This is a genomic window from Parvibaculum sp. (assembly GCF_002684405.1).
Classification (GTDB): Bacteria; Pseudomonadota; Alphaproteobacteria; order Parvibaculales; family Parvibaculaceae; genus Parvibaculum.
Window position 1 is genome coordinate 1 of the sequence record NZ_NYVD01000145.1, and the last position, 22,681, is coordinate 22,681.

26 protein-coding genes and 1 other RNA gene are annotated in these 22,681 nt (G+C 63.6%); 9 read left to right on the forward strand and 18 right to left on the reverse strand.

Annotated elements, in window-relative coordinates:
- From CMI59_RS13475 to CMI59_RS13555, 17 genes are all read right to left on the reverse strand, one after another.
- Nucleotides 1-253, reverse strand: a 253-nt coding sequence (locus CMI59_RS13475; protein WP_293328757.1) for a hypothetical protein, incomplete at its 3' end; no start/stop codon positions are given.
- A 166-nt stretch (nucleotides 254-419) separates the two neighbouring features.
- A complete protein-coding gene (pal, locus tag CMI59_RS13480; protein ID WP_293328758.1) occupies nucleotides 420-932 on the reverse strand; it encodes a peptidoglycan-associated lipoprotein Pal in 513 nt (170 codons plus the stop codon).
- 351 nt (nucleotides 933-1,283) lie between these two features.
- Nucleotides 1,284-2,588 carry a Tol-Pal system beta propeller repeat protein TolB gene (gene tolB, locus CMI59_RS13485; protein WP_293328819.1) on the reverse strand — a complete coding sequence of 435 codons (1,305 nt, stop codon included), beginning with the start codon at nucleotides 2,586-2,588 and terminating at the stop codon, nucleotides 1,284-1,286.
- Nucleotides 2,589-2,667: 79 nt separating this feature from the next.
- Complete coding sequence (locus tag CMI59_RS13490) at nucleotides 2,668-3,552, reverse strand: hypothetical protein (RefSeq protein ID WP_293328759.1); 885 nt, start codon at nucleotides 3,550-3,552, stop codon at nucleotides 2,668-2,670.
- Between the two features lie 8 nt (nucleotides 3,553-3,560).
- The gene (gene tolR / locus CMI59_RS13495; protein ID WP_293328760.1) at nucleotides 3,561-4,025 is read right to left on the reverse strand and encodes a protein TolR; all 465 of its coding nucleotides are present in this window, start codon (nucleotides 4,023-4,025) and stop codon (nucleotides 3,561-3,563) included.
- Between the two features lie 3 nt (nucleotides 4,026-4,028).
- Nucleotides 4,029-4,754: a protein TolQ gene (gene tolQ / locus CMI59_RS13500; RefSeq protein WP_293328761.1), complete on the reverse strand. Its 726-nt coding sequence runs from the start codon at nucleotides 4,752-4,754 to the stop codon at nucleotides 4,029-4,031.
- A 207-nt stretch (nucleotides 4,755-4,961) separates the two neighbouring features.
- Nucleotides 4,962-5,450: a YbgC/FadM family acyl-CoA thioesterase gene (locus CMI59_RS13505; RefSeq protein ID WP_293328762.1), complete on the reverse strand. Its 489-nt coding sequence runs from the start codon at nucleotides 5,448-5,450 to the stop codon at nucleotides 4,962-4,964.
- A complete protein-coding gene (ruvB, locus tag CMI59_RS13510; protein WP_293328763.1) occupies nucleotides 5,447-6,490 on the reverse strand; it encodes a Holliday junction branch migration DNA helicase RuvB in 1,044 nt (347 codons plus the stop codon). The genes CMI59_RS13505 and ruvB overlap by 4 nt, the downstream gene beginning before the upstream one ends.
- Entirely contained in the window at nucleotides 6,487-7,110 is a 624-nt protein-coding gene (gene ruvA / locus CMI59_RS13515) for a Holliday junction branch migration protein RuvA (protein ID WP_293328764.1), read from the reverse strand. The genes ruvB and ruvA overlap by 4 nt, the downstream gene beginning before the upstream one ends.
- Nucleotides 7,107-7,628 carry a crossover junction endodeoxyribonuclease RuvC gene (gene ruvC / locus CMI59_RS13520; protein ID WP_293328820.1) on the reverse strand — a complete coding sequence of 174 codons (522 nt, stop codon included), beginning with the start codon at nucleotides 7,626-7,628 and terminating at the stop codon, nucleotides 7,107-7,109. The genes ruvA and ruvC overlap by 4 nt, the downstream gene beginning before the upstream one ends.
- Nucleotides 7,629-7,700: 72 nt before the next feature.
- Nucleotides 7,701-8,447, reverse strand: coding sequence for a YebC/PmpR family DNA-binding transcriptional regulator (locus CMI59_RS13525; protein WP_293328765.1), 747 nt, complete (start codon nucleotides 8,445-8,447; stop codon nucleotides 7,701-7,703).
- Between the two features lie 416 nt (nucleotides 8,448-8,863).
- Entirely contained in the window at nucleotides 8,864-9,907 is a 1,044-nt protein-coding gene (locus CMI59_RS13530) for a glycosyltransferase (RefSeq protein WP_293328766.1), read from the reverse strand.
- 11 nt (nucleotides 9,908-9,918) lie between these two features.
- Nucleotides 9,919-10,743: a TIGR00282 family metallophosphoesterase gene (locus tag CMI59_RS13535; RefSeq protein WP_293328767.1), complete on the reverse strand. Its 825-nt coding sequence runs from the start codon at nucleotides 10,741-10,743 to the stop codon at nucleotides 9,919-9,921.
- A gap of 69 nt (nucleotides 10,744-10,812) precedes the next feature.
- Nucleotides 10,813-11,409, reverse strand: a complete 597-nt coding sequence (locus CMI59_RS13540) for a 5-formyltetrahydrofolate cyclo-ligase (protein ID WP_293328768.1) — start codon at nucleotides 11,407-11,409, stop codon at nucleotides 10,813-10,815.
- 39 nt (nucleotides 11,410-11,448) lie between these two features.
- Nucleotides 11,449-11,605, reverse strand: a non-coding RNA gene (gene ssrS, locus CMI59_RS13545) — 6S RNA.
- Between the two features lie 63 nt (nucleotides 11,606-11,668).
- Entirely contained in the window at nucleotides 11,669-12,028 is a 360-nt protein-coding gene (locus CMI59_RS13550) for a cell division protein ZapA (protein ID WP_293328769.1), read from the reverse strand.
- Nucleotides 12,029-12,057: 29 nt separating this feature from the next.
- Nucleotides 12,058-12,324, reverse strand: a complete 267-nt coding sequence (locus CMI59_RS13555) for a DUF4164 family protein (RefSeq protein WP_293328770.1) — start codon at nucleotides 12,322-12,324, stop codon at nucleotides 12,058-12,060.
- Between the two features lie 557 nt (nucleotides 12,325-12,881).
- Between CMI59_RS13555 and tkt the strand changes: the two genes are divergently transcribed.
- From tkt to CMI59_RS13575, 4 genes are read left to right on the forward strand one after another with little or no spacing between them, the layout of a single operon-like run.
- Complete coding sequence (tkt, locus tag CMI59_RS13560; RefSeq protein ID WP_293328821.1) at nucleotides 12,882-14,849, forward strand: transketolase; 1,968 nt, start codon at nucleotides 12,882-12,884, stop codon at nucleotides 14,847-14,849.
- A gap of 25 nt (nucleotides 14,850-14,874) precedes the next feature.
- The gene (gene gap / locus CMI59_RS13565) at nucleotides 14,875-15,882 is read left to right on the forward strand and encodes a type I glyceraldehyde-3-phosphate dehydrogenase (RefSeq protein ID WP_293328771.1); all 1,008 of its coding nucleotides are present in this window, start codon (nucleotides 14,875-14,877) and stop codon (nucleotides 15,880-15,882) included.
- A gap of 19 nt (nucleotides 15,883-15,901) precedes the next feature.
- Nucleotides 15,902-17,113 (forward strand): phosphoglycerate kinase, encoded by a 1,212-nt coding sequence (locus CMI59_RS13570; RefSeq protein WP_293328772.1) that lies wholly within the window; start codon nucleotides 15,902-15,904, stop codon nucleotides 17,111-17,113.
- Nucleotides 17,114-17,144: 31 nt separating this feature from the next.
- Entirely contained in the window at nucleotides 17,145-18,164 is a 1,020-nt protein-coding gene (locus tag CMI59_RS13575) for a class I fructose-bisphosphate aldolase (protein ID WP_293328773.1), read from the forward strand.
- A 77-nt stretch (nucleotides 18,165-18,241) separates the two neighbouring features.
- Here CMI59_RS13575 and CMI59_RS13580 read toward each other — a convergent pair whose 3' ends face one another.
- Nucleotides 18,242-18,703: a hypothetical protein gene (locus tag CMI59_RS13580; protein WP_293328774.1), complete on the reverse strand. Its 462-nt coding sequence runs from the start codon at nucleotides 18,701-18,703 to the stop codon at nucleotides 18,242-18,244.
- A gap of 158 nt (nucleotides 18,704-18,861) precedes the next feature.
- Here CMI59_RS13580 and CMI59_RS13585 point away from each other — a divergent pair, with 158 nt between their 5' ends.
- The 5 genes from CMI59_RS13585 to CMI59_RS13605 all read left to right on the forward strand — a co-directional run bounded on the left by CMI59_RS13585 (nucleotide 18,862) and on the right by CMI59_RS13605 (nucleotide 22,551).
- Nucleotides 18,862-19,035 carry a hypothetical protein gene (locus CMI59_RS13585; protein ID WP_293328775.1) on the forward strand — a complete coding sequence of 58 codons (174 nt, stop codon included), beginning with the start codon at nucleotides 18,862-18,864 and terminating at the stop codon, nucleotides 19,033-19,035.
- 52 nt (nucleotides 19,036-19,087) lie between these two features.
- Nucleotides 19,088-19,759, forward strand: coding sequence for a thiamine phosphate synthase (gene thiE / locus CMI59_RS13590; RefSeq protein ID WP_293328776.1), 672 nt, complete (start codon nucleotides 19,088-19,090; stop codon nucleotides 19,757-19,759).
- Nucleotides 19,756-20,862, forward strand: coding sequence for a tetratricopeptide repeat protein (locus CMI59_RS13595; protein WP_293328777.1), 1,107 nt, complete (start codon nucleotides 19,756-19,758; stop codon nucleotides 20,860-20,862). Before thiE ends, CMI59_RS13595 begins: the two co-directional genes overlap by 4 nt.
- Before the next feature lie 295 nt (nucleotides 20,863-21,157).
- The gene (efp, locus tag CMI59_RS13600) at nucleotides 21,158-21,721 is read left to right on the forward strand and encodes an elongation factor P (RefSeq protein ID WP_293328778.1); all 564 of its coding nucleotides are present in this window, start codon (nucleotides 21,158-21,160) and stop codon (nucleotides 21,719-21,721) included.
- A 26-nt stretch (nucleotides 21,722-21,747) separates the two neighbouring features.
- The gene (locus tag CMI59_RS13605; protein ID WP_293328779.1) at nucleotides 21,748-22,551 is read left to right on the forward strand and encodes an inositol monophosphatase family protein; all 804 of its coding nucleotides are present in this window, start codon (nucleotides 21,748-21,750) and stop codon (nucleotides 22,549-22,551) included.
- Nucleotides 22,552-22,681 lie beyond the last annotated feature (130 nt).

Here is a 22,681-nt window from a genome sequence, read left to right on the forward strand (position 1 = left end):
GGAGACGGGACTGGGTATCGGCACCCGACCCGCCAATTGCGCTGGTCGTCACCGTGCCCGGCGCGCTGACGCCGCCCTGGGTACTTCCCCGCCCGTCGGGCGCATTGCCGCCCTGCTTCTGCCAATCCAGCCAGTCGGGATTGCTTTCCTGCGCATGCAATCCGCCGACGCCGATCGACGCGGCCAGAAGAATGCCTGCTGCAAGGCCCCCCGCGAGCCTTCTCGTGGTCGGGGCCTTGGTGCCTTTAAGCATGGTTATCCTCAATACCGGTATCAATTCCGATCAGCGCCATCCTATAGCGCCAAACAAGACGAAATTTGGGCGGTTTTCACGGCAAGTGCAAACCGCTTCTCCGAAAAGCAGCGTGCCCCCGTGCGAGATCGCAAGGGGGCACGCATGTCGCGGGACCGAAAAACGGTCAGCTCGTGGCGCCGCCCGTGACGACGGTCACCGAACGACGGTTCTGCGCCCAGCAGGTCTCGGTGCTGTCGAGGCAGACCGGACGCTCCTTGCCGTAGGAAATGGTGCTGAGGCGGGACGCCGGCACACCCAGGCTGACGAGATAGTCCTTCACCGCATTGGCGCGGCGCGACCCCAGACCGAGGTTGTAATCGCGCGTGCCGCGTTCGTCGGCATGGCCTTCGACCGTGAAGGCAAGGTTCGGATAGGTCTTCATCCATGCGGCCTGACGCTGCAGGGTCGCACGGGCTTCGCTATCCAGCGTGGACTTGTCGGTGTCGAAGAACACGCGATCGCCGACATTGGTGACCAGGTCTTCCTGGCTGCCGGGCGTCACGGTGCTCGCCGCGCCGCTGTCGATAGAGGTGGAGGGAGCGGTCGCGGTTTCGTCGTCCGTGGAGCTGCACGCAGCCACGATAAGCATAGCGGCGGCCGCAACAGCGAACCGCAGGCCAACTTTGGGGGACTTCATTGAGGTAATCTCCTTGTGATCTCTGGCGGCCATGGCGCCTCAGCGCTCGAATTCGCGGGCGCCTCGATAAACGATCCGTTGACGGCGGCCCGAAATATTCGCCGGCAACATTTCTCTGACATCCGCCCGTCCCCGAAGGCCCCAAGCGCAGGACCGGAAGGCCTGTCATGTGCCCGGGACGGACGCTGTGGGTTGCTGTACCGCCACATAAGATTATCCGCACCCTGACTAATCTGCAAGAAGCATCCTGCCGATTGTCGCTTCAGGGTACCGCCCAGTGACATTTTTACACCAACCCTTCATCCCGCCGGAAAGGCGGCGATGAATTTCGAATTCACTTCCCTGCCCCGCCTATTGAAGCCGGGGCGACCAGGCCGGGTCGGACGCAAAGCCCGCCGTCGGCACCGGCCGTTCGTTGTATCCGGTCACGTCGACCGACCACAGGTGCGGCCCGCCCTGCGCACCGCGCGTTTCGCGGAAGAACATGATAACACGGCCATTCGGCGACCATGTCGGGGCTTCATTGTGATAGCCCTCCGTCAGCACGCGCTCGCCCGACCCGTCGGGCTTCATCACCCCGATCACGAAACGGCCCGAGGACATCTTGGTGAAGGCGATGAGGTCGCCGCGCGGCGACCAGACCGGCGTGGCATAACGGCCATTGCCGAAGCTGATCCGGCGCTGGTTCGTGCCGTCGGCATTCATCACGTAAAGCTGCTGCGACCCGCCGCGGTCGGACTCGAAGACGACCTGCGATCCGTCCGGCGAGAAGCTGGGCGAGGTGTCGATCGCCGCCGTATCGGTCAGCTTCGTCACCCGGCGGCTGCGCAAATCCATCGTGTAGATATCCGCATTGCCGCCGCGCTGCAGGCTCATGATGATCTTCTGCCCGTCCGGGGAGAAACGCGGCGCATAGGTCATGCCGGGGAAATCGCCGACCGCTTCCTGCTGGCCCGTCTCGATATCGAGGATGAAGACGCGGGGATTGTTGTTCCGGTAGGACAGATAGGTGATTTCCTGCGAGTTCGGGCTGAAGCGCGGCGTCAGCACCATATAATTGCCGCTGGTCAGCATGCGCGGGTTGTGGCCGTCCTGGTCCATGATGGCCAGCCGCTTCACGCGCTTGTTCTTCGGCCCGCTCTCCGCGACATAGACGATCCGCGTATCGAAATAGCCTTCCTCACCCGTCAGCCGCTTGTAGATCGCATCGGAAATCAGATGCGCCACGCGCCGCCAGTTGTCGGGGCTGGTGAAAAACTGAAGCCCGGTGAGCTGCTGTTCGCCCAGCACGTCCCAGAGCCGGAACTCGACACGCAGCCGCCCGTCCGTTTCCGTCGTCGCCTTGCCGGTCACCAGCGCCTGCGCATTGATGATGCGCCAGTCGCCGAAACGCGGCTGGACGTTGATCGCCCCGATCTGCTGAATGAAGGAGCGCTGCGGTAGCGGACGGAAAAGGCCTGACCGCTCCAGATCGTTGGACACGACGGAGGCGATATCCGACCCGACCGACTTGTCCTTCTCGTTTCCGCCCATGAAATTCGTGATGGCGATGGGCAGCGGATCGACATTGCCCTGCGTGATGTCGATCTGCAGCGCGGCGCGCGCAGGCGCCGCCGTCATCGCGGCAAACACGACAACCAGACAGGCCGCGAGCATCCTGGCAAGCCGCCTTCCGGTTTCTTCCGCGAACGGAGCCGTCAATTTCACCGTCATCACGCTTCCTTTGCACATGGTGCTACCCGCCTAGCATCTGTCTTGGATCGAAGTTCAGCTCGATTTCGCGCCAGCTATTGTATTTGTCCGCCGGCATCTTGAAGGGCTGGCAGAGCCGCACCGCCCGCAACGCGGCATCCGCCGCCGCCCGATAGGTCGCCCCGCCCGTAATCAGTTTCGTCCGGTCCATCAATTCCGGCGGCTGCCCGAGCGAGCCGTCGGGATTGAGGAAGACCCTGATCTTCACCGCCAGTTTCTCCGCACCTGCGGCACCCGCCGGCACCGTCCAGCATTTCGCCATCTGCACCCGGAACGCATCGACCTCCGACATGGTCAGCGGCATATCCGGATCGTCGGTCCTGGGCGCATCCACCTGCGCCTCGGCCTGCTGTTGCGGCCGCTTGGGCGCATTGTCCTCAGGCATCTTGTTCAAAAGCGCCGCCAGCCGGTTCGGATCGAAGCTCTTCTTCTTTTCCGCCGGCGCGGATTTCTGAACCTTCTTTGCCGGTTTCGGCTTGGGCTTCGGTTTCTCCTTCGGCGCGGGCTTCGGTTCCTTTTTCGCTTCCTTGGTCGGCAAGGGCTCGGGCCTGGCTTCCGGCTTTGCCTCCGCTTTCGGCTGCTGCGGCGCCTTGGGCGCGGGCGGCGCCGGTGTCGGCTCGGATTTCGGCTCGCTCTTCGGCTCGGGCCGTTCGGGGGCCGGCGGTTTCGGCGCCTCCTTCGGCTTTTCGACCTTCTTTTCCGTCTTCATCTGCCGCTTCAGATTGGTGAACTCGTCGATCGTGACGAGATCCACCGGCAGCGCGCGCGTCTCCACGGACGGCAGTTCATCCGGCGAAGGAAGAACCACGATTGCCAGACCGAGGATGACGACATGCATCCCGACGGAATAGAGAAGCGAACTGCGCATTCCCTGAGTTACCGTTTACCTGCCCCGGAAGGCGGGCTTGTATCCGTATCCGTGACGAGCCCGACCTTGGAAAACCCGGCCGCGCTGATCCGTCCCATGATCTCCATGACCTTGCCATGCGTGACATCCTTGTCGGCACGCACGAAGATCCGCTGCTTGTATCCGTTCTCTCCTATCGCAAGGAGCTGATCGACCAGCTTGTCCGGATCGACCTCCGTCTCCTGCACGAACACTTTTCCGTCCTTGCCGATGGTGATGGTCAACGGCTCGGTATCGCCGGTCAGCGGTTCGGCCTGCGTCTTGGGCAGGTCCACCGGTACGCCCACCGTGAGAAGCGGCGCCGCCACCATGAAAACGATCAACAACACCAGCATGACGTCCACCATGGGCGTCACGTTGATCTCGCTCATGGGCGGACGCGAATAGTAGCGTCCCCGCCGTCCTCCTCTTCCCTGCTGCACGTTGAAAGCCATGCCTTACCCCCGCTCGTCGAGCTGGCGGGACAGGATGGCGGAGAACTCGTCGGCAAACGTCTCCATCCGGCCGGCAATGCGGCCAAGCTGGTTGGAGAAGCGGTTGTAGAAGACCACCGCCGGAATGGCCGCGAGCAGACCCAGAGCGGTCGCAAACAACGCCTCGGCGATACCCGGCGCCACCACGGCAAGATTGGTGTCGCGGCTGATCGCGATGGACTGGAAGGAGTTCATGATGCCCCAGACCGTGCCGAACAGGCCGACAAAGGGGGCCACCGAACCGACCGTCGCAAGGAACAGCAACCGGCTCTCAAGCGAGGCGATTTCGCGGCTGATGGTGACCTGCATCACCTTGTCCACCCGCTCTTTCAGCCCGACGAAACTGTCGGACACCGCATCCTTGGAGCGTCGCCATTCGCGCATGGCGGCAATGAAAAGCGTCGAAAGCGGATGCTCGGGCCGGTGCCCCATCTCCTGATAGAGATCGTCCAGCGAGCGGCCGGACCAGAAAATCCGTTCGAACTGGTCGGCGCGCCGTTCCACCCGGCCGAAGCGCCACCATTTGTCGAAAATGATGGCCCAGGACCAGACCGACGCGAAAAGAAGGCCGAGCATCACGATTTTCACGATGACGTCGGCGCGCATGAACAGGCCCCAGACCGAGAAGTCCACAGGCACGGCGTCTACACCGGCATTGGCGATGACATTGGTAGCGGTAGCGGGATCCATTCAGCAGCCTCTCCTCGTACTCGAGCCTGTTGAGGGGTTGTGACGTGTAACGAGCTGTCCACGGTGCCAATCGACACCTGTTAAGCCCCCCAAATGCGGCTGATTTGTTCTTCCAATTATGTCAACAGCGTGGCGCAACGCGCGCCGCGGCGGATGCGACGCGGTTGAACGTCCTAATGTTGCCAAGAGACAACATAATGTCAGCGATTAATTTGCGATAAGCGGCGCCATCGCCGCGCGGACGCCCGCCGGGAGACGCCTGGGACGGCCCGTGGTGTCGATACAGGCCGCATAAACATGCGCTCGCCACAGCACCTCGTGGTCGCCGGTCGCCGCCCCGTCGCCCGATACCAGACGCGCGATTTCCTGATCGGCTTCGATTCGCGCCCCGCTGGCCCGCACATAGCGGGTCCTGACTTCGAGCAGATCGTCGATTCGCGCCGGTTTCACGAAATCCATCTCCATGCGATGGATCGCGAAGGCCAGCGGATCGTCGCCATCGAAAAGGTCGGTATGATGGACGCCGATCAGGCGCAGGAAGTCGGAACGGCCCCGCTCTGCAAACCGCAGATAATTCGCGTGATAGACGACGCCGGAAAAATCCGTGTCCTCGTAATAGACCCGCACCGGCAACCGGTGGAGAGTGCCGTCGAGACAGCCCGCGACATCGGGCCAGCCGGGGTTCGCACCGCTCATTCGCCCTCGCCCCCTTCATCGAAAAGCCGCGCCTGCCCGGGATCCGCGACCGGCGCGGGCACGCCCAGATGGGTGAAGGCCGCCGCCGTCAGCAGGCGCCCGCGCGGCGTGCGCGCGACAAGCCCCTGCTGGATCAGATAAGGCTCGATAATTTCCTCGATCGCATCGCGCGGTTCCGACAGCGAGGCGGCGATGGTCTCGATCCCGACGGGCCCGCCGCCGAAATTGAGCGCGATGGCCCTGAGATAGCGGTGGTCGAGCGCATCGAGGCCCAATTCGTCCACTTCGAGCTTCCTGAGCGCCCGGTCGGCCACCGCCGCGTCGATGGGGCTTGCCCCTTCCACGGCGGCAAAGTCGCGGACCCGGCGCAAAAGCCGCCCGGCAACGCGCGGCGTCCCGCGCGCGCGGCGGGCAATCTCATGCGCACCTTCCCGCGTCATCTCCACACCCAGCACGCTCGCCCCGCGGCGCACGATGAGTTCGAGCTCGGAGACCTCGTAGAAATTGAGCCGGACCGGAATGCCGAACCGGTCGCGCAAGGGCGTGGTGAGAAGCCCCGTCCGCGTCGTCGCCCCGACCAGGGTGAAGGGCGCAAGCTCGATCCGGACCGACCGCGCGCCCGGCCCCTCGCCGATGATGAGATCGAGCTGGAAGTCCTCCATCGCGGGATAAAGAATTTCCTCCACGGCGGGCGAGAGCCGGTGAATCTCGTCGATGAAGAGAACGTCGTTGGCTTCGAGATTGGTGAGCAGCGCGGCAAGGTCGCCCGCCTTGGAAATGACGGGCCCCGAGGTCGCCTTGAAATTCACGCCCAGTTCGCGCGCCACGATCTGCGCCAGCGTCGTCTTGCCGAGACCGGGAGGACCGGCCAGCAGCACATGGTCGAGCGCCTCGCCGCGCGCCCGCGCCGCCTCGATGAAGACCGACAGGTTTTCGCAGGCCCGCGCCTGGCCCGTGAAATCGGCCAGCACCTGCGGACGCAGGCCGCGCTCCAGCTCGTCCTCTTCGCGAAGGCCCGCGCTCACAATGCGTTCGCTCATCGCGCCAGCTCCTTCAGCCCCACCCGGATGAGTTGCTCGGTACTGGCATCCTCATCGAGCTTCTTTGCCGCCGCCGCCACCGCGCCCGCGGCCTGCGCCTGCTGATAACCCAGATTGACCAGCGCCGAGACCGCATCCCGGCTTGCCCGGCCCGCCGCGCCCGCTTCGGAGGCCTGCAACGCAACGCCCACATCGAGTACCGCATTGAGGTCTTCGGACGCCGGCGCCTTGTCCTTCAATTCAGAGACAATCCGGCCCGCCACTTTCGGCCCGACGCCCGGCGCAGCGGAAATGGCCTTCTTGTCGTCGAGCGCAATGGCGCGGGCGAGATCGGTCGGCGCCAGCGTGCCGAGAATGGCAAGCGCCACACGCATCCCCACGCCCTGCACCGACAAAAGCAGGCGGAACCAGTCGCGCTCGCGGTCGCTCTCGAAACCGATCAAACGGATCGCATCGTCGCTGACCTTGGTTTCGATGGAGAGCGTCACCGGCTCGCCGGGCGCGGGAAGATGCGCAAGCGTGCGCGAGGAACAATGGACGTGATAACCGACGCCGTTCACATCGATGACGACCCAGTCCTCGCCTGCGCTGTCCACCAGCCCTTTCAGCTTGCCGATCATGCGCCCGCCTTTTGCAGCGCCGCGGCGAGACGATCATTGCCCGTGCCCGAATGGGCGTGGCAGATCGCAATGGCAAGCGCATCGGCGGCGTGTTCGGTCTTCATCTGTGCGCCGGGCAGCAGCATGCCGACCATGAGGCGGATCTGCGCCTTGTCGGCATGGCCTGCGCCGACCACGGCTTTCTTGATGTGATTGGGGGCATATTCGGCAACAGGAAGCCCGGCGCGCGACGGGACAAGCAACGCGATCCCCCGCGCCTGGCCGAGCTTGAGTGCCGCGGCGGCGTCGCGCGCGACGAACGCCTGCTCCACCGCCACATGGGCCGGCTCATGCGCCGCCAGCACCGCCGAAAGCCCCGCCTCGATCTCGACGAGGCGCTCGGCAAGGCTGAGCGATGCGGTGGAGGAAATCGTCCCGTCGGCGATATGGCGAAGGGTCGAGCCCGACTGCTCGATCACGCCCCAGCCCGTGAACCGCAATCCCGGATCGATACCCAGATATTTGATCGCGGCGGGCATGAGGACGAACGAGCCTTTCTGCTGCTTGAGCAACGCCGTCCCGCGCGCCGCTTATGGCAGCGTCATGCGCGGTCAGGCGGAAAGCTTCTCCATGAACGAATCGGACATTTCGAAGTTCGCATAAACCTGCTGCACATCGTCATCGTCGTCCAGAGCGTCGAGCAGCTTCATCATGGTCTCGGACTTGTCGTCGTCCAGCTCGATCGTGTTCTGCGGCTTCCAGACGATGCGGGCGGAATTGGCCTCGCCCAGCGTGGATTCCAGCGCCTGCGCCACTTCATGAAGGTCGTCGGGGGCGCAAATGAACTCGTGACCGTCCTCGCTGGAGATGCAGTCCTCCGCGCCGGCCTCGATGGCGGCTTCCAGCATGGCTTCCGCCTCGCCCTTCTCCGCCGGATAGATGATCTGGCCCACCTGGTCGAACATGAAGGAGACGGCGCCGGTTTCGCCCAGATTTCCGCCATGCTTGGAGAAAATCGCGCGCACCGCGCTCGCCGTGCGGTTGCGGTTGTCGGTCAGCGCCTCGACGATGACCCCCACGCCACCCGGGCCGAAGCCCTCATAGCGCATCTCTTCATAGTTCTCGCCGCCCTGATCGGTACTCTTCTTGATCGCGCGCTCGATATTGTCCTTGGGCATATTCTCGGCACGCGCGGCCTGAATCGCGGCACGCAATCGCGGGTTGTGTTCCGGTTCGGGCATTCCCATTTTGGCCGCGACGGTGATTTCTTTCGCCAGTTTGGCGAACAGTTTGGCGCGTTTCTTATCTTGCGCGCCCTTGCGATACATAATGTTCTTGAATTGCGAATGGCCGGCCATGCCGCCTCCAAAACCCTGATCCGATTGGAAATTTCGGGGATGCCCCGCTCTAGAACCGGGCCCGAAGCGCCTTTATATGTGCCAGCGGCGGCGAAATCCATAGGCCACAAAATCGCACGGAAAATGATTAAGCTAAAACACGCATAGGTTGCTTTTCTTTTTGGCACACCCCTTTAACGTGCAGTTAACAATTGATGACTAGCTTTCAAATTGTTGCCGCTGCCACCCAGGGGTGCATGCCCAACCACTCCAACACCCGGCGGCACATAAAGCCCGGTTTACGACCCGCCCAATCCGTAAACCGGCATTTGCCGACGCAGAACGCTGAGGCATAGAAACGCCCCGTCGCCCGCATCCTCCACCCACCTCGGATGCGAGCGGCGGGGCTGTTTTCTTGGGAATAAAGGGCGGGTTTCCTACCCCGAATGCACGGTCGTCGGCCAGGCGAAGCCATCCCCGGCCTCGCCCCTCACGGCCACCTGCTCGATGAAGCGGGCGACAAGCCTTTCGTTGAAAAGCGCGTGATACCGGGCATGGCCGTTGCGCGCCACGCGCTGCCGGTCCCCGTCATGCGCAAGGAAGAAACGCAGGCGGTCCGCCAGATCCTCCATGTCCCGATAGAAGACGAACTCCTCATCCGTGAAGATGTCGTCATAGCCGGTTTCGCGCGCGACGAAGGTGAGGAGGCCGTTCCCCGCATATTGCGCAAAGCGGTCCGATGAATAGAGGTAATGATCGTCGGCCCGGCTGAGATTGAGCCCCATTTTCGCATCGCCAATCGCCTCGAAATAGGCGCTGCCGAAGACCGAAGGCTGCTCGTCCAGCCCGTAATAGGCATAACGGCACCCCGGCACCTTGTCGCGCAGGGCCCGCATGAACTCGCCCCGCCAGGGCGTCCCCTGCTCGCTGCCGATGGTGCAGATGAGATCGCTGGCCTGATCCTCCCGCGCGAAACATTCGAGACTTTCGACGGAAGGATCGACCGGATTGGGAATGAAGGCGACGCGATGCGTCGGCGTGGCGAATTCCTGAAGCCGCGCACCCGCCGTGGTGATGAAGGTCACATCGGCCACTTCCGCGAAACGGCGGATGCGGGGCGGGTTTTCCGGCAGGAACAGCGGGTCGAGATTGACCACCGCCACCGGCATATCCGGTCGGAATGCGCGAATGTCCCGGATCGTGTCATTGGCGATCTTGTCGGCATGGAACAGGATCAGGAGGTCGGGCTTGAAATTCCGCACAAGCTCGACGAGACGCCGATTGGCGCCCCGCCCACCGGCGCGCCCGATCCCCCAGCCGCTTTCCTCCCGCGCCACATCGCGGTCGCTGAACGGCATGACGTGATGCCCGTTGCGCGTGAAGCCATTGGTGAGTTTGCGCACCGTCGCGTAGAAATTCGCCCCGGCCTTCTTCTCATTATAATTGCCGACGATCACGATCTTCATGGGGGCGGTCTCCATGGGTACGGTCCTCACGCATCGGTCCATTGCGGCATGGCGGCATGAAGCCGCCCGCCCATGCGCACCGGCTCCACACGGATGGCAAGCCCGGTCGAGCTGTCCGTCTCCACCAGCACGCCGCAGATCGTGGCCGGCCCCAGCGCAGGCTGAAAACGCCCGCTCGGGATTTTGGTCGTGAAGCGGTTGAGCGGCTCTTCCTTCTCCATGCCGATCACGGAATCATAATCGCCGCACATGCCCGCATCGGTCTGATAGGCCGTGCCGCCCGGCAGGATCTGCGCATCCGCCGTCGGCACATGGCTGTGCGTTCCGACCACAAGGCTCGCCCGCCCGTCGCAGAAATGGCCCATCGCCATTTTCTCCGACGTCGCCTCGCCGTGAAAATCGACCAGGATGGCATCCGCCGCCACGCCCAGAGGACAGGCACCCAGTTCGCGCTCCACAGCGGCAAAAGGATCGTCCAGCGCATCCATGAAGACGCGTCCCATGGCATTGACCACCAGCACCTGCGCGCCCGAACGCGCCTCGATCAACGCCGCGCCGCGCCCCGGCGTGCCCGCGGGGAAATTCGCCGGCCGGATCAGCCGGCCCTCGCGCTCGATATGAACCAGTGCCTCTTTCTGGTCCCAGGCATGATTGCCGAGCGTGATCGCGTCGGTGCCTGCATCGAAAAGCTCCTCGCAGATGGCGCCGGTAATGCCGAATCCGCCCGCGGCATTCTCGCCGTTCACCACGACGCAATCGACATCCAGCCGCTTGCGCAGCGACGGCAGATGCGACACCACCGCATCGCGCGCCGACCGGCCGACCAGATCTCCCAGAAATAACAGTCTCATATGAAAGCTCCCGCGCCGGGCCTCGAGCGCCGCCCGGCAACGTATTCGGATTTGGGTCTTGTCGCCTTTTTAGGGCTTGGCGAAGGAGATTGCACGTCGCTCGGTCACGATCCAGTCGAGGCGCTCGTCATGCGGGTCCTCGGGCAAACGGTCCGTGCCCTGCTCGGCATAGGCAAGCCCCACCGCCAGAACCTGCCGCCCCGCCACGCGCAACGCGGCCAGCGTCCGGTCGTAATATCCCCCGCCATAGCCAAGCCGGAGCCCGCCCGGCTCGTAAGCGAGCATGGGCACGATAATGATGTCGGGCTGAAGCTCGGGCCGCCCCGCCATCGGCTCCTTCGTGCCATGCGCGCCCGCGGCCAGCGGATCGCCCGGCGCCCATTGCAGGAACCGGAGCGGGCTGGCCTTTGCCGCCACGCGCGGCAGACAGGTGCGGTAGCCCCGCTTCCCGGCCTCCGCCAGCAATTCGCCCGGATCGGCCTCATGGTTGAGCGGCACATATCCGGCGATCACGCCATGACGCGGCAGGGGAAGACGATGAAAGAAATGTTCGGCGAAAAGCGCCGGCGCCGTCGCGCCGAGATCGCGATGCGCCTGTTCGCGACGGGCGCGCGCGGCCACCCGGGCGGCCTCTTTCGCGCGGGCCAGGTCGTCGGCACCGCTCATGGAAAGGCCTCATCCGACCGACAGGGAGAAAGAAGAAAGAGCGGGGCCGCCTTGGCCGTGGAACTGTGCTTCCTCGGAGACCTACATAAGTAGGTGGGCGCCGTGTGAAGAGGACCACGGTCCTCCCCAGGAACAGCTCCCTTCAGAAGCGTAAGGCCCCGAGACAAATTTGTTCTCACGAACCAGGCAGCACCCGCATCCATTCTAATCTGCCCAGATGGGCTCCGCGTCAAGCAAAGGCAAGGAGGGAGAGGCGCTTTCACGCAGCCTCGATACGCTTGGACAGCTCCTCGATGCGCCGCGCCGCGCCGTCCAGCACCTCGGCAATGGCGTTTTCCGACTGGGAGCTGCGCTCCTCCGCCGAGGCGCGGGCACCGGTCAGCTTTTCGATTTCCTCTTCCAGCATCCGGTTCTTCTGCATGGCTTCGGACAATTCGTCGGAGATCAGCAGGCTTGCCATCAGCAAAAGCCGCGCCTCGCCCACCTGCCCCACTTCGTCGGCCAGCGACGCGACATGCCGGTTCACATAGGCCGCCAGCTCGCGAACATGGTCTTCCTCGCCATCGCCGCAGGAAACGGCGTAAGAGCGGTCGTTGATCGATACTTTGACCTGTCCCATCAGATTTCCTCCGGATGCCTCTTCGGTTCTCAGGCTTCCGCCAGAACCTCGCGAATCCCCTCTATCGCATTGGAAAGGGTTTCCGACGCACGTTCGTTCAATTCATTGAGCCGTCTGGCCTCGGACTTGATTTCATCGAGCTCTTCGGCCATCGCCGAGCGGTCGTCCTGCAGCGTGTCGATCTCGCCCTGGAGCTTTTGAGCCGCTTCCAGCCGCTGGCCCTGCCGGTTGATAGCCGCTTCCAGACGGTCCAGAGAACCGTTGAAGCGCTGAATGGCATCGTCAAGTTTGCTCATCTTTTTCAAGATCCGGGAAGGGTGGAACGCCGCCCTGTCGGCCGCGCCAGGCCGCAACTGCTCGTCGGGCGCAAAGCCATAGCCGCAATAAGAGTGACGTGCCAGCCCCTTGAGGTCAATCTGACGCACCCCCGGGGCTCGCGGCCCCCTCTTATGCGGTAAAGACAAACGCCCTTTCCGGGCTCATTTGACCCGCGATTTCGCCCGCACCGGAAAACCGCACGATAATGCGCCTTTTGAGGCCGATCCGGCATTGACTCCTAGGGAGGCCATGGTCATTGTGGCGCCGCTCTCGGCAAGGGCCGATCCGAGCACATGATCAGGCCTGCTCAGTCGATTTCCGGAGCTACGTATAGGCCGTTATTGCCGGCCGTTTTCAGGCCATGTAGCCGGGTTCCGGTGGGGATCCCCCTCTGCGAACCCAATCTCGCCGCCCGGACCGTATTCCGGTTCGCCCGGCTATCGAGTGACAGATGACGACAACCGAAAATTCCGCCGCCGCCGACAAGTCTTCCGAGAACGCGACCGGTAAAAACGCGACCGCAAGCCACGACCGCATGGCCAATGCCATTCGCGCCCTGGCCATGGACGCCGTCCAGAAGGCGAATTCCGGCCATCCCGGCATGCCGATGGGCACCGCCGACATCGCGACCGTTCTCTTCACGAAGTTCCTGAAGATCGATCCGCGTACGCCGAACTGGCCCGACCGCGACCGCTTCGTGCTCTCCGCCGGCCACGGCTCCATGCTCCTTTATGCGCTGAACTATCTGCTCGGCTATGAGGACATGACGATCGAGCAGATCGAGAATTTCCGCCAGCTCGGCGCCATCACGGCCGGCCATCCCGAATATGGCCACGCCTCGGGCGTGGAAACGACCACCGGGCCGCTCGGCCAGGGCATCGCCACCTCGGTCGGCATGGCGCTTGCCGAGCGCATGCTCGCCGCGCAGTTCGGCGACGAAGTGGTCAACCACTACACCTATGTCATCGCCTCCGACGGCGACCTCATGGAAGGCATCAGCCATGAGGCGATCAGCCTGGCGGGCCATCTGAAGCTCTCCAAGCTCATCGTGCTTTACGACGACAATGAAATTTCCATCGACGGACCGCTGAGCCTGTCGGAAACCGGCGACGCGCTTAAGCGATTCGAGGCCGCCGGCTGGGAAGCGTCGCGAATCGACGGCCACAACCCGGCTGAAATCGAAGCCGCGATCGAAGCGGCCCGCAACAGCGACAAGCCGAGCCTCATCGCCTGCCGGACCGTGATCGGCTACGGCTCGCCCAACAAGCAGGGCAAGTCGTCCTCGCATGGCGCCGCCCTCGGCGAAGAGGAAATCGCCCTCACCCGCACGGAACTCGGCTGGGACGCGGAACCGTTCTCCATTCCGAGCGACGTTCTGGATGCCTGGCGCATCGCCGGCTGCCGCAACGCCAAGGCGCGCAAAGCCTGGGAAGACCGCTTCAAGGCGCTCGACCAGGAAAAGCGCGCGGAGCTGGAACGCCGCCTGAAAGGCGAACTGAAACCCGAACTCGCCAAGGCCATCGCCGCCTTCAAGCGCAAGGTCTCGGAAGAAAAGCCGAAATGGGCGACGCGTAAATCCTCCGAGGAAACGCTCAACGTCATCAATGCGGTGCTGCCGGAAACCGTGGGCGGCTCGGCCGACCTCACCGGCTCCAACAACACCCGCTCGAAAGACCAGAAGGCGATCACGCCGGACGATTTTTCCGGAAGTTTCATCCATTACGGTGTGCGCGAACACGGCATGGCCGCCGCCATGAACGGCATCGCGCTGCATAAGGGCCTGATCCCCTATTCCGGCACCTTCCTCGTCTTCACCGATTACTGCCGCCCGGCGATCCGCCTGTCGGCGCTGATGGGCCAGCGCGTCGTCTATGTGATGACGCATGATTCCATCGGCCTCGGCGAAGACGGCCCCACCCATCAGCCGGTGGAACATCTGGCAAGCCTGCGCGCCATGCCGAACCTCAACGTGTTCCGGCCCGCCGATGCGGTGGAAACGGCCGAATGCTGGCAGCTGTCGCTGGAAGCGGCGGACACGCCGTCGATCCTCGCGCTGTCGCGTCAGGGCCTGCCGACGCTGCGCACCGAGCACACGGATGAAAATCTCTGCGCCCGCGGCGCCTATGAGCTGTCCGGCACGACCCTCGAGCCGAAAGTGACGCTCATCGCCACCGGCTCGGAAGTCGAGATCGCGATGAACGCAAAGCGCATTCTCGAAAAGGAAAATATCGGTACGCGCGTCGTCTCCATGCCCTGCTCGGAGCTTTTCGACGCACAGCCGGATCAGTACCGGAAAGAAATTCTCGGCCCCGGCACGGTGCGTGTCGCGATCGAGGCAGCGGTCCGCTACGGTTGGGACCGCTACGTTGCGCCTGACGGAGATTTCGTCGGAATGAACGGTTTTGGCGCCAGCGCCCCTGCCGGGGACCTGTACAAGCATTTCAACATTACCCCTGAGGCCACGGCGGAAGCCGCCAGAAAGTGCCTCGCCGCACGGTCCTGACACCGCAACTTGGAGAAAGAAAAGCATGGCTGTTCGCGTCGCGATTAACGGTTTCGGTCGCATCGGGCGTCTGGTTCTGCGCGCCATCGCAGAATCGGGCCGCAAGGACATTGAAGTGGTCGCTATCAACGATCTGGGCTCCGTCGAGGCCAATGCCCAGCTGCTGCGTTTCGACAGCGTGCACGGTCCCTTCCCCGGCAAGGTGAAAACCACCAAGTCGACCATGGATCTGGGCCGCGGCAAGATCCAGGTGCTCGCGGAACGCGATCCGGCCCAGCTTCCCTGGGACGAACTCGGCGTGGACATCGCGCTGGAATGCACCGGCATCTTCGCTTCCAAGGAGAAGGCCTCCGCGCATCTGACCGCCGGCGCCAAGAAGGTTCTGGTCTCCGCGCCCGCCGAAAACGCGGACGCCACTATCGTCTATGGCGTGAACACCAAGGATCTGCGCAAGAGCCACAAGGTCGTCTCCAACGCCTCCTGCACCACGAACTGCCTGGCGCCCGTCGCCATGGTCCTGAACCAGCTGTGCGGCCTCAAGCAGGGCTACATGACGACGATCCACGCCTATACGGGCGACCAGCAGACGGTGGACACGCTGCACAAGGATCCGCGCCGCGCCCGCGCCGCCGCGGTCAACATGATCCCGACCTCCACCGGTGCAGCCAAGGCCATCGGCCTCGTGCTGCCGGAACTCAAGGGCAAGCTCGACGGCACCTCGATCCGCGTGCCGACCCCGAACGTGTCGCTGATCGACCTCGTCTTCACGCCGAAGAACAAGGTCACGGTGGAAGAGATCAACGAAGCCATGATCGCCGCCTCCAGGGGCGCCCTGAAGGGTGTGCTGGGCGTCAACAAGGAGCCGCTCGTCTCCAGCGACTTCAACCACAACAAGGCCTCGTCCACCTTCGATCTGACCCAGACCCAGATCATCGACGGCAGCCTCGTCCGCGTGATGAGCTGGTACGACAATGAATGGGGCTTCTCCAACCGTATGGGCGACACCGCTGTCGCCATGGGCAAACTGCTCTGACGAATACGGAGAAAACGATATGGGGTCCTACAAGACTCTCGACGATCTGATTGCCGCCGGCCCCCTCAAGGGCCGGCGCGTTCTTGTGCGCGCCGATCTGAACGTGCCCATGGCCGACGGAAAGATCACCGACGGCACGCGCCTGGAGCGTGTGGCGCCGACGCTGAAGGAACTGGCGTCCCAGGGGGCGAAGGTCCTCGTGCTGTCGCATTTCGACCGCCCCAAGGGCAAACGCATAGCCGAGATGAGCCTCAAGCCCGTCGCGGATGCGATGCAAGAATGGGTGGGACAGCCGGTCGGCTTCGCTCAGGATTGCATCGGCGGCGAAGCCGCGGGCGTCAGCAGCGCCATGGAAGATGGCGGCATCGTCGTGCTGGAAAACACGCGCTTCCATCCGGGCGAAGAGCACAATGACGCGGACTTCGCGCGTCAGCTTGCCGAGATCGGCGACGTCTACGTGAACGACGCCTTTTCCTGCGCCCATCGCGCCCATGCCTCCACCGAAGGCATCGTGCACTTCCTGCCCTCCTATGCCGGTCGGGCGATGGAAGCGGAACTGAAGGCGCTCGACGCCGCGCTCGGCAATCCGGCGCGTCCCGTGGTCGCCATTGTCGGCGGCGCGAAGGTTTCCACCAAGATCGCGCTTCTGGGAAATCTCGTGAAGAAGGTGGACTGCCTCGTCATTGGCGGCGGCATGGCCAATACCTTCCTCGCCGCGCAGGGCAAACAGGTCGGCAAATCGCTTTGCGAACTCGACCTCCTCGATACCGCCCGCCACATCCTGGCGAATGCGCGCGCCGCCAATTGCGAAATCCTTCTGCCCACCGACGCGGTGGTCGCGAAGGAACTCAAGAAGAACGTGGAAACCCGCACGGTCAACGTCAACGAGGTCCCCGAGGACATGATGATCCTCGATGTCGGACCGGATACATTGGCGCATCTGTCGGGACGGTTTGAAACCGCGAAGACGGTGGTGTGGAATGGCCCTCTCGGCGCATTTGAAATACCGCCTTTCGACGAGGGAACCATGACCGCCGCGCGCCATGCCGCGATGCTCACCAAGATGGGGAATTTGATCTCCGTCGCGGGCGGCGGCGACACGGTGGCAGCCCTGAACGAAGCAGGCGCCGCCGACGAATTTACCTATGTATCCGCCGCCGGCGGGGCCTTCCTCGAGTGGATGGAAGGTGTGGAACTGCCCGGCGTGGCAGCGCTTGAAAACGCCGCCTGAGCGGCAGTATCCGATCTGGAGAATGGAAAAAATGACTGAAACGCTTGAATCCATCGCAGAAGCCATGGTCGCGCCCGGCAAAGGCATTCTGGCCGCCGACGAAAGCACCGGCACGATCAAGAAGCGTTTCGACTCGATCAATCTCGAGTCGACCGAAGACAATCGCCGCGACTACCGCGAAATGCTCTTCCGCACCGAAGACGCGATGAAGAACAACATTTCCGGCGTCATCCTCTATGACGAAACCATCCGCCAGAAGGCCAAGGACGGCACGCCCCTCGTGGACCTCATCAAGGCCGCGGGCTCCATCCCCGGCATCAAGGTCGATATGGGCGCCAAGGAAATGGCCGGCTTTCCCGGCGAGAAGATCACCGAAGGCCTGGACGGCCTGCGCGAGCGCCTGGCCGAGTATTACGACCTCGGCGCCCGCTTCGCGAAATGGCGCGCCGTGATCGACATTGCCGACGGCATCCCGACCCAGGGCGCCATCGAGGCCAATGCCGAGGCGCTGGCGCGCTATGCCGCGCTCTGCCAGGAGCAGAAGATCGTACCGATCGTCGAGCCGGAAGTGCTGATGGATGGCGGCCACGACATCGACCGCTGCGACGAAGTGACGGAAGCGACGCTGCGCGTGGTCTTCGCCCGCCTCGCCGCCCACCGCGTGAACCTCGAAGGCACCATCCTGAAGCCGAACATGGTGATCTCCGGCAAGAAATGCGCAAAGCAGGCTTCCGTCGAGGAAGTCGCCCAGCGCACCATCGCCTGCTTCAAGAAGGTCGTGCCGGCCGCGATCCCCGGCATCGTCTATCTCTCCGGCGGCCAGTCCGACGAGGACGCGACGGCGCATCTCAATGCCATGAACGCGATCGGCGGCTTCCCCTGGAAGATGTCCTTCTCCTACGGCCGTGCGCTCCAGCACGCCCCGCTCACAACCTGGGGCGGCAAGCCGGAGAATGTGGCAGCCGCGCAGGCCGCCTTCGCCCATCGCGCGAAGATGAACGGCCTTGCCACGCAGGCCGGCTGGAAAAAGGATCTCGAAAAGGCCGCCTGATCGGGCCTCGCCTGCCGAAAACAGAACGCCCCGCTCTCACCGAGAGCGGGGCGTTTTTCGTTTCGGCCTCGACCGGCTTATTCCAGCGCGCCGGTTTCCGACAGGACGGAAAAGAGCCGCCTCAGATTCCTCAACTGCGGCTCCAGAACCGCCTCGGGGTCGAAATCCTCGATGATCGTCTGCCTTATGCAGAGCCCGCCGCGCTTGTCCTCGACCACCACGCCCATCTCGATCATTGCCGCGACCTTGCGGCGCACCGTCTCGCGCGGCAGGCCGGTGGAGCGCGACAGCGCCAGCCGACTGACCGGCGTGTAAAGAGAGGAAGGGATCACCTCGTCGAAACTCGCATAACGCTCGCGGAGTTCCGGATCGTTCATCACGTGATGCTCGTTGCGTGTCGAGATCGCGAGGAACAGAAGAGTCATTTCGTAGTCGTTGTTGAAACTGCCCTCCATCGTCTCGGCACACCGCAGAACGAACTCGGCTATGGAGTGAGCGATCAGCCGGGAATAGGGCTCATAAACCACGGGCTTCTTCATACCAAAACACGCCTTTTCTACCGTCTGTGAAAGATAAAGGCACAGACCGCAGCCAATATCCACCTACCCATTATGGGCAGCCCCATGCTTCAAATTATCCGGAATGTTTGTAAACATCCGGATTGGTGGGTGCTTGTCTTATATCGGGTTGGGCTTGAATGGACATGGATACGCGGTATGAGCCGCACAATGAGCGACCGCGGCCGAAAGAAGCGGTCGCTCGTCGAATGCCCGAGGGCTGGTATATCGCTCCGGGGATGGTTCTCGGTCTCGTTTTCTGGGGTTTCGCGATCTACGGCGTGCTCGATCTGCTGAATATCGTGAAAAACTGACCCGCCCTCAAAACGGATGCACCGGCCGCCGCTTCGCGCTAAAACCTGCGGCATGAGCTCCACAGAAGACAATTATCGCTGCCGCCTTTATCTCATCCCCCCGCCCCGGCTGGAACCGCGCGCCTTTGCCGATACGCTGCGCATGGCGCTGGACGGGGGCGACGTCGCCTGCCTGCAGCTCCGCCTGAAGCGCGAGGACGAAACGCCGGAAAGCGACGACGCGATCCGCCGCGCAATCGAGGCGCTGATGCCCGTGGCGCAGGAACGCGATGTCGCCTTTCTGGTCAACGACCGGCCGGACCTTGCCGCCGAGATGGGGGCGGACGGCGCGCATATCGGCCAGGACGACATGCCCTATGCCGAAGCCCGCAAGCTGCTGGGCCCGGACCACATTGTCGGCGTGACCTGTCACGACAACCGCCATCTGGCCATGGAAGTGGCCGAAAGGGGCGCGGACTACGTTGCTTTCGGCGCCTTTTATCCAACTGACACAAAAAACGCCAAGAGTGTCGCCGACCCGGAAATTCTGGCCTGGTGGTCGGAAGTGTTCGAAGTCCCCTGCGTGGCGATCGGCGGCATCAAGACCGACAATGCCGCCCCGCTCGTGCGGGCCGGCGCCGACTTCCTTGCCGTATCCTCGGGCGTCTGGACCTATCCTGAAGGACCGGCGGCAGCCGTGCGCGCCTTCAACCACATAATGAGCGAAGAAAGCGTGAGTTCATGACCCGGCTCCCCGTCCTGCTGCTGACCGCATCGGCCATCGTCTTCGGCGCCCCCGCCGCCGCTCATGCCGACCTGACCCCGCTTGACGCGGAGGGAGCGGCACAATCGGGCGCGCCGGAGGCCGGAAACGCCATGAGCGCAGCCGTCGCCGCCTATAACGCAGGCGATTTCAAAAAGGCGCGCAGCCTGGCCGAACCCCTCGCGGAAGGCGGAAACGTCAAGGCCCAGCTCATGATGGGGGCGATCTACAACAACGGTCAGGGCGTGGACCGCGATCCGAAAAAGGCTGAGCGCTGGTTCGGCATGGCCGCCACGCAGGGCAATGCGAGCGCCCATTACGCGCTCGGCCTGCTGGAAATGGGCGGCATTAACGGCAAGATCGATTTTGCCCGGGCGCGGGCCCACTTCGATGCCGCAGCCAAGGGCGGCGTCGCCCTTGCCCAGACCGAACTCGGCCTGATGAAACTCTCCGGTACGGGCGGTCCGCAGGACCTTGCCGCAGCCGCAGCGCTCTTCCGGGAAGCCGGCAAGAACGGCGATCCGGCCGGTAACTACAACCTCGCCGTGCTCTATGCGACCGGCAAGGGCGTCAAGAAGGACCTCGCCCTGGCGGCGGCGAATTTCAAGGCGGCCTCCGACAAGGGGCATCCCGAAGCGAGCTACCAGTTCGGCCTGATGCTGCAGGACGGCGTGGGCGTGCCTCAAAACAAGGCCGAAGCCGTGCAGCGCTTCGGCGCCGCTGCCAAGCGCGGCCTGCCCAAGGCCCAGACGGCGCTGGCTTTCGCCTATTACAGCGGCGAAGGCATCGCCAAGGACGAAGCCAAGGCCGCCCATTGGTTCACCGAGGCCGCCATTCGCGGCAATGCGCTGGCGCAGGACCGGCTGGCCCGGCTCTATTTCCTGGGTCAGGGCGTGAAACGCGATCTGGTGTCCGCCCTTCTCTGGCTCACGCTCGCCGAGCGCAATGGCCAGAAAGACGAGACGCTGCGCGCCGCCATGGCCCCGGATATCACCCCTGAGATCAAGGCCACGGTGAAGCAGCAGATCGAGAAACTCGACAAGAACCTGAAGGAAGCCCGCGACGCGGTGGTGCCGCCCCGGTAACGGTCGCCCCGGCAGCGGCCCGGATAGCCACCGAGCCGCCCCGGAAAGCCCCCGGAACGCGAAGACCCGAGCCCTTTTCGGAAGATCGGCCGCGCAATATCCCTGTCATTTAGGGCCGCCTGATGTTATCAGAGCGCGCATTGCGGCTTTGGAGCGCGAGGCCGGTCCCGAGGGCGCCCCCCGGAAACGAGCCCGGTGGCGACCCCGATGTGCCTCTCCGGCCCGCCCGCCGCGACATTCATATTCTGAAAAAGCCGGCCTCCCGGAGGCCGCAGAACCGAGAAGTTCAATCGCGATGAAGATCAACGGCAATGAAATCCGCCCCGGCAATGTGATCGAGCATGATGGCGGCCTCTGGGCGGCTGTGAAGGTCCAGCATGTGAAGCCCGGCAAGGGCGGCGCCTTCGCGCAGGTGGAACTCAAGAACCTCGTCGACGGCCGCAAGCTCAACGAACGCTTCCGCTCCGCCGAAACGGTCGAACGCGTCCGCCTCGAACAGAACGACTACACCTATCTCTATGAGAGCGACGGGATGCTGACCTTCATGGACGATCAGAGCTACGAGCAGATCGAACTCCAGAAGGAATGGGTCGGCGAGCGCGCCGCCTTCCTGCAGGACGGCATGAAGGTCACGGTGGAAAGCCATGAAGGCAAGCCGCTCGGCATTTCGCTCCCCGATCAGGTGACGCTCGAAGTGGTGGAAACCGAACCCACGGTGAAGGGCCAGACGGCGGCCAGCTCCTACAAGCCCGCCATGCTGGAAAACGGCGTCCGCTGCATGGTGCCGCCCTTCGTGACCACCGGCGAAAAGATCGTCGTGGACACGAACGAAATCACCTATCTGCGCCGCGCCGACTGATTTCATTTCCCGCAAAAGAACATCACATGTCGCGTCACAGCCCAGCCATTACCGTCATGATCGCCGCCGCGCGCAAGGCCGCACGCGGTCTCCAGCGCGATTTCGGCGAAGTCGAAAACCTCCAGGTCTCGCTGAAAGGCCCCGGGGATTTCGTCTCCAATGCCGACCGCAAAGCGGAAAAGATCCTGTTCGAGGAACTTTCCAGAGCCCGTACCGGCTACGGCTTCCTGATGGAAGAAAGCGGCACGGTCGAAGGACCCGACAAATCGCATCGCTGGATCATCGACCCGCTGGACGGCACGACGAACTTCCTGCACGGCATTCCGATGTTCGCGATCTCCATCGGGCTGGAGCGCGACGGCCAGATCGTGGCCGGGCTCGTCTATAATCCGGTCACGGATGAAATGTTCATCGCGGAAAAAGGCGGCGGCGCTTTCCTTAACGACCGGCGCATTCGCGTGGCCTCGCGCCGCGACCTGGCCCAGTCTGTCGTCTGCTGCGGCATTCCCCATCTGGGGCGCCCCGGCCATCAGGGCTTCCTGACCGAACTCTCCGCCGTGATGAACGAAGTGTCGGGCGTGCGCCGCACCGGCTCCGCGGCGCTGGACCTCGCTTACGTCGCCGCCGGCCGTTTCGACGCCTATTGGGAAGCCGCGCTTTCCGCCTGGGACATCGCGGCGGGTATTGTGCTGGTGCGCGAAGCAGGCGGCTTCGTCAGCGACATCGACGGCTCCGACCGCATGCTGGCCACCGGCAACATCATCGCAGGCAACGACCAGCTCCGCAGCCAGCTTGAAAAACTGCTGAAGAAGGCACGCCGCGAAGGCTGACCCCTGCCCTTTGCACCAGCGCCATTGAACGACGCCCGGCCCTTTAGAAGGCCGGACGGGTGGCTATGTGGAAATCCGTCTCGATGGATACTACGCGTGCCCTCTTCTCCCCTGTTCGCCCCCGCCCCGC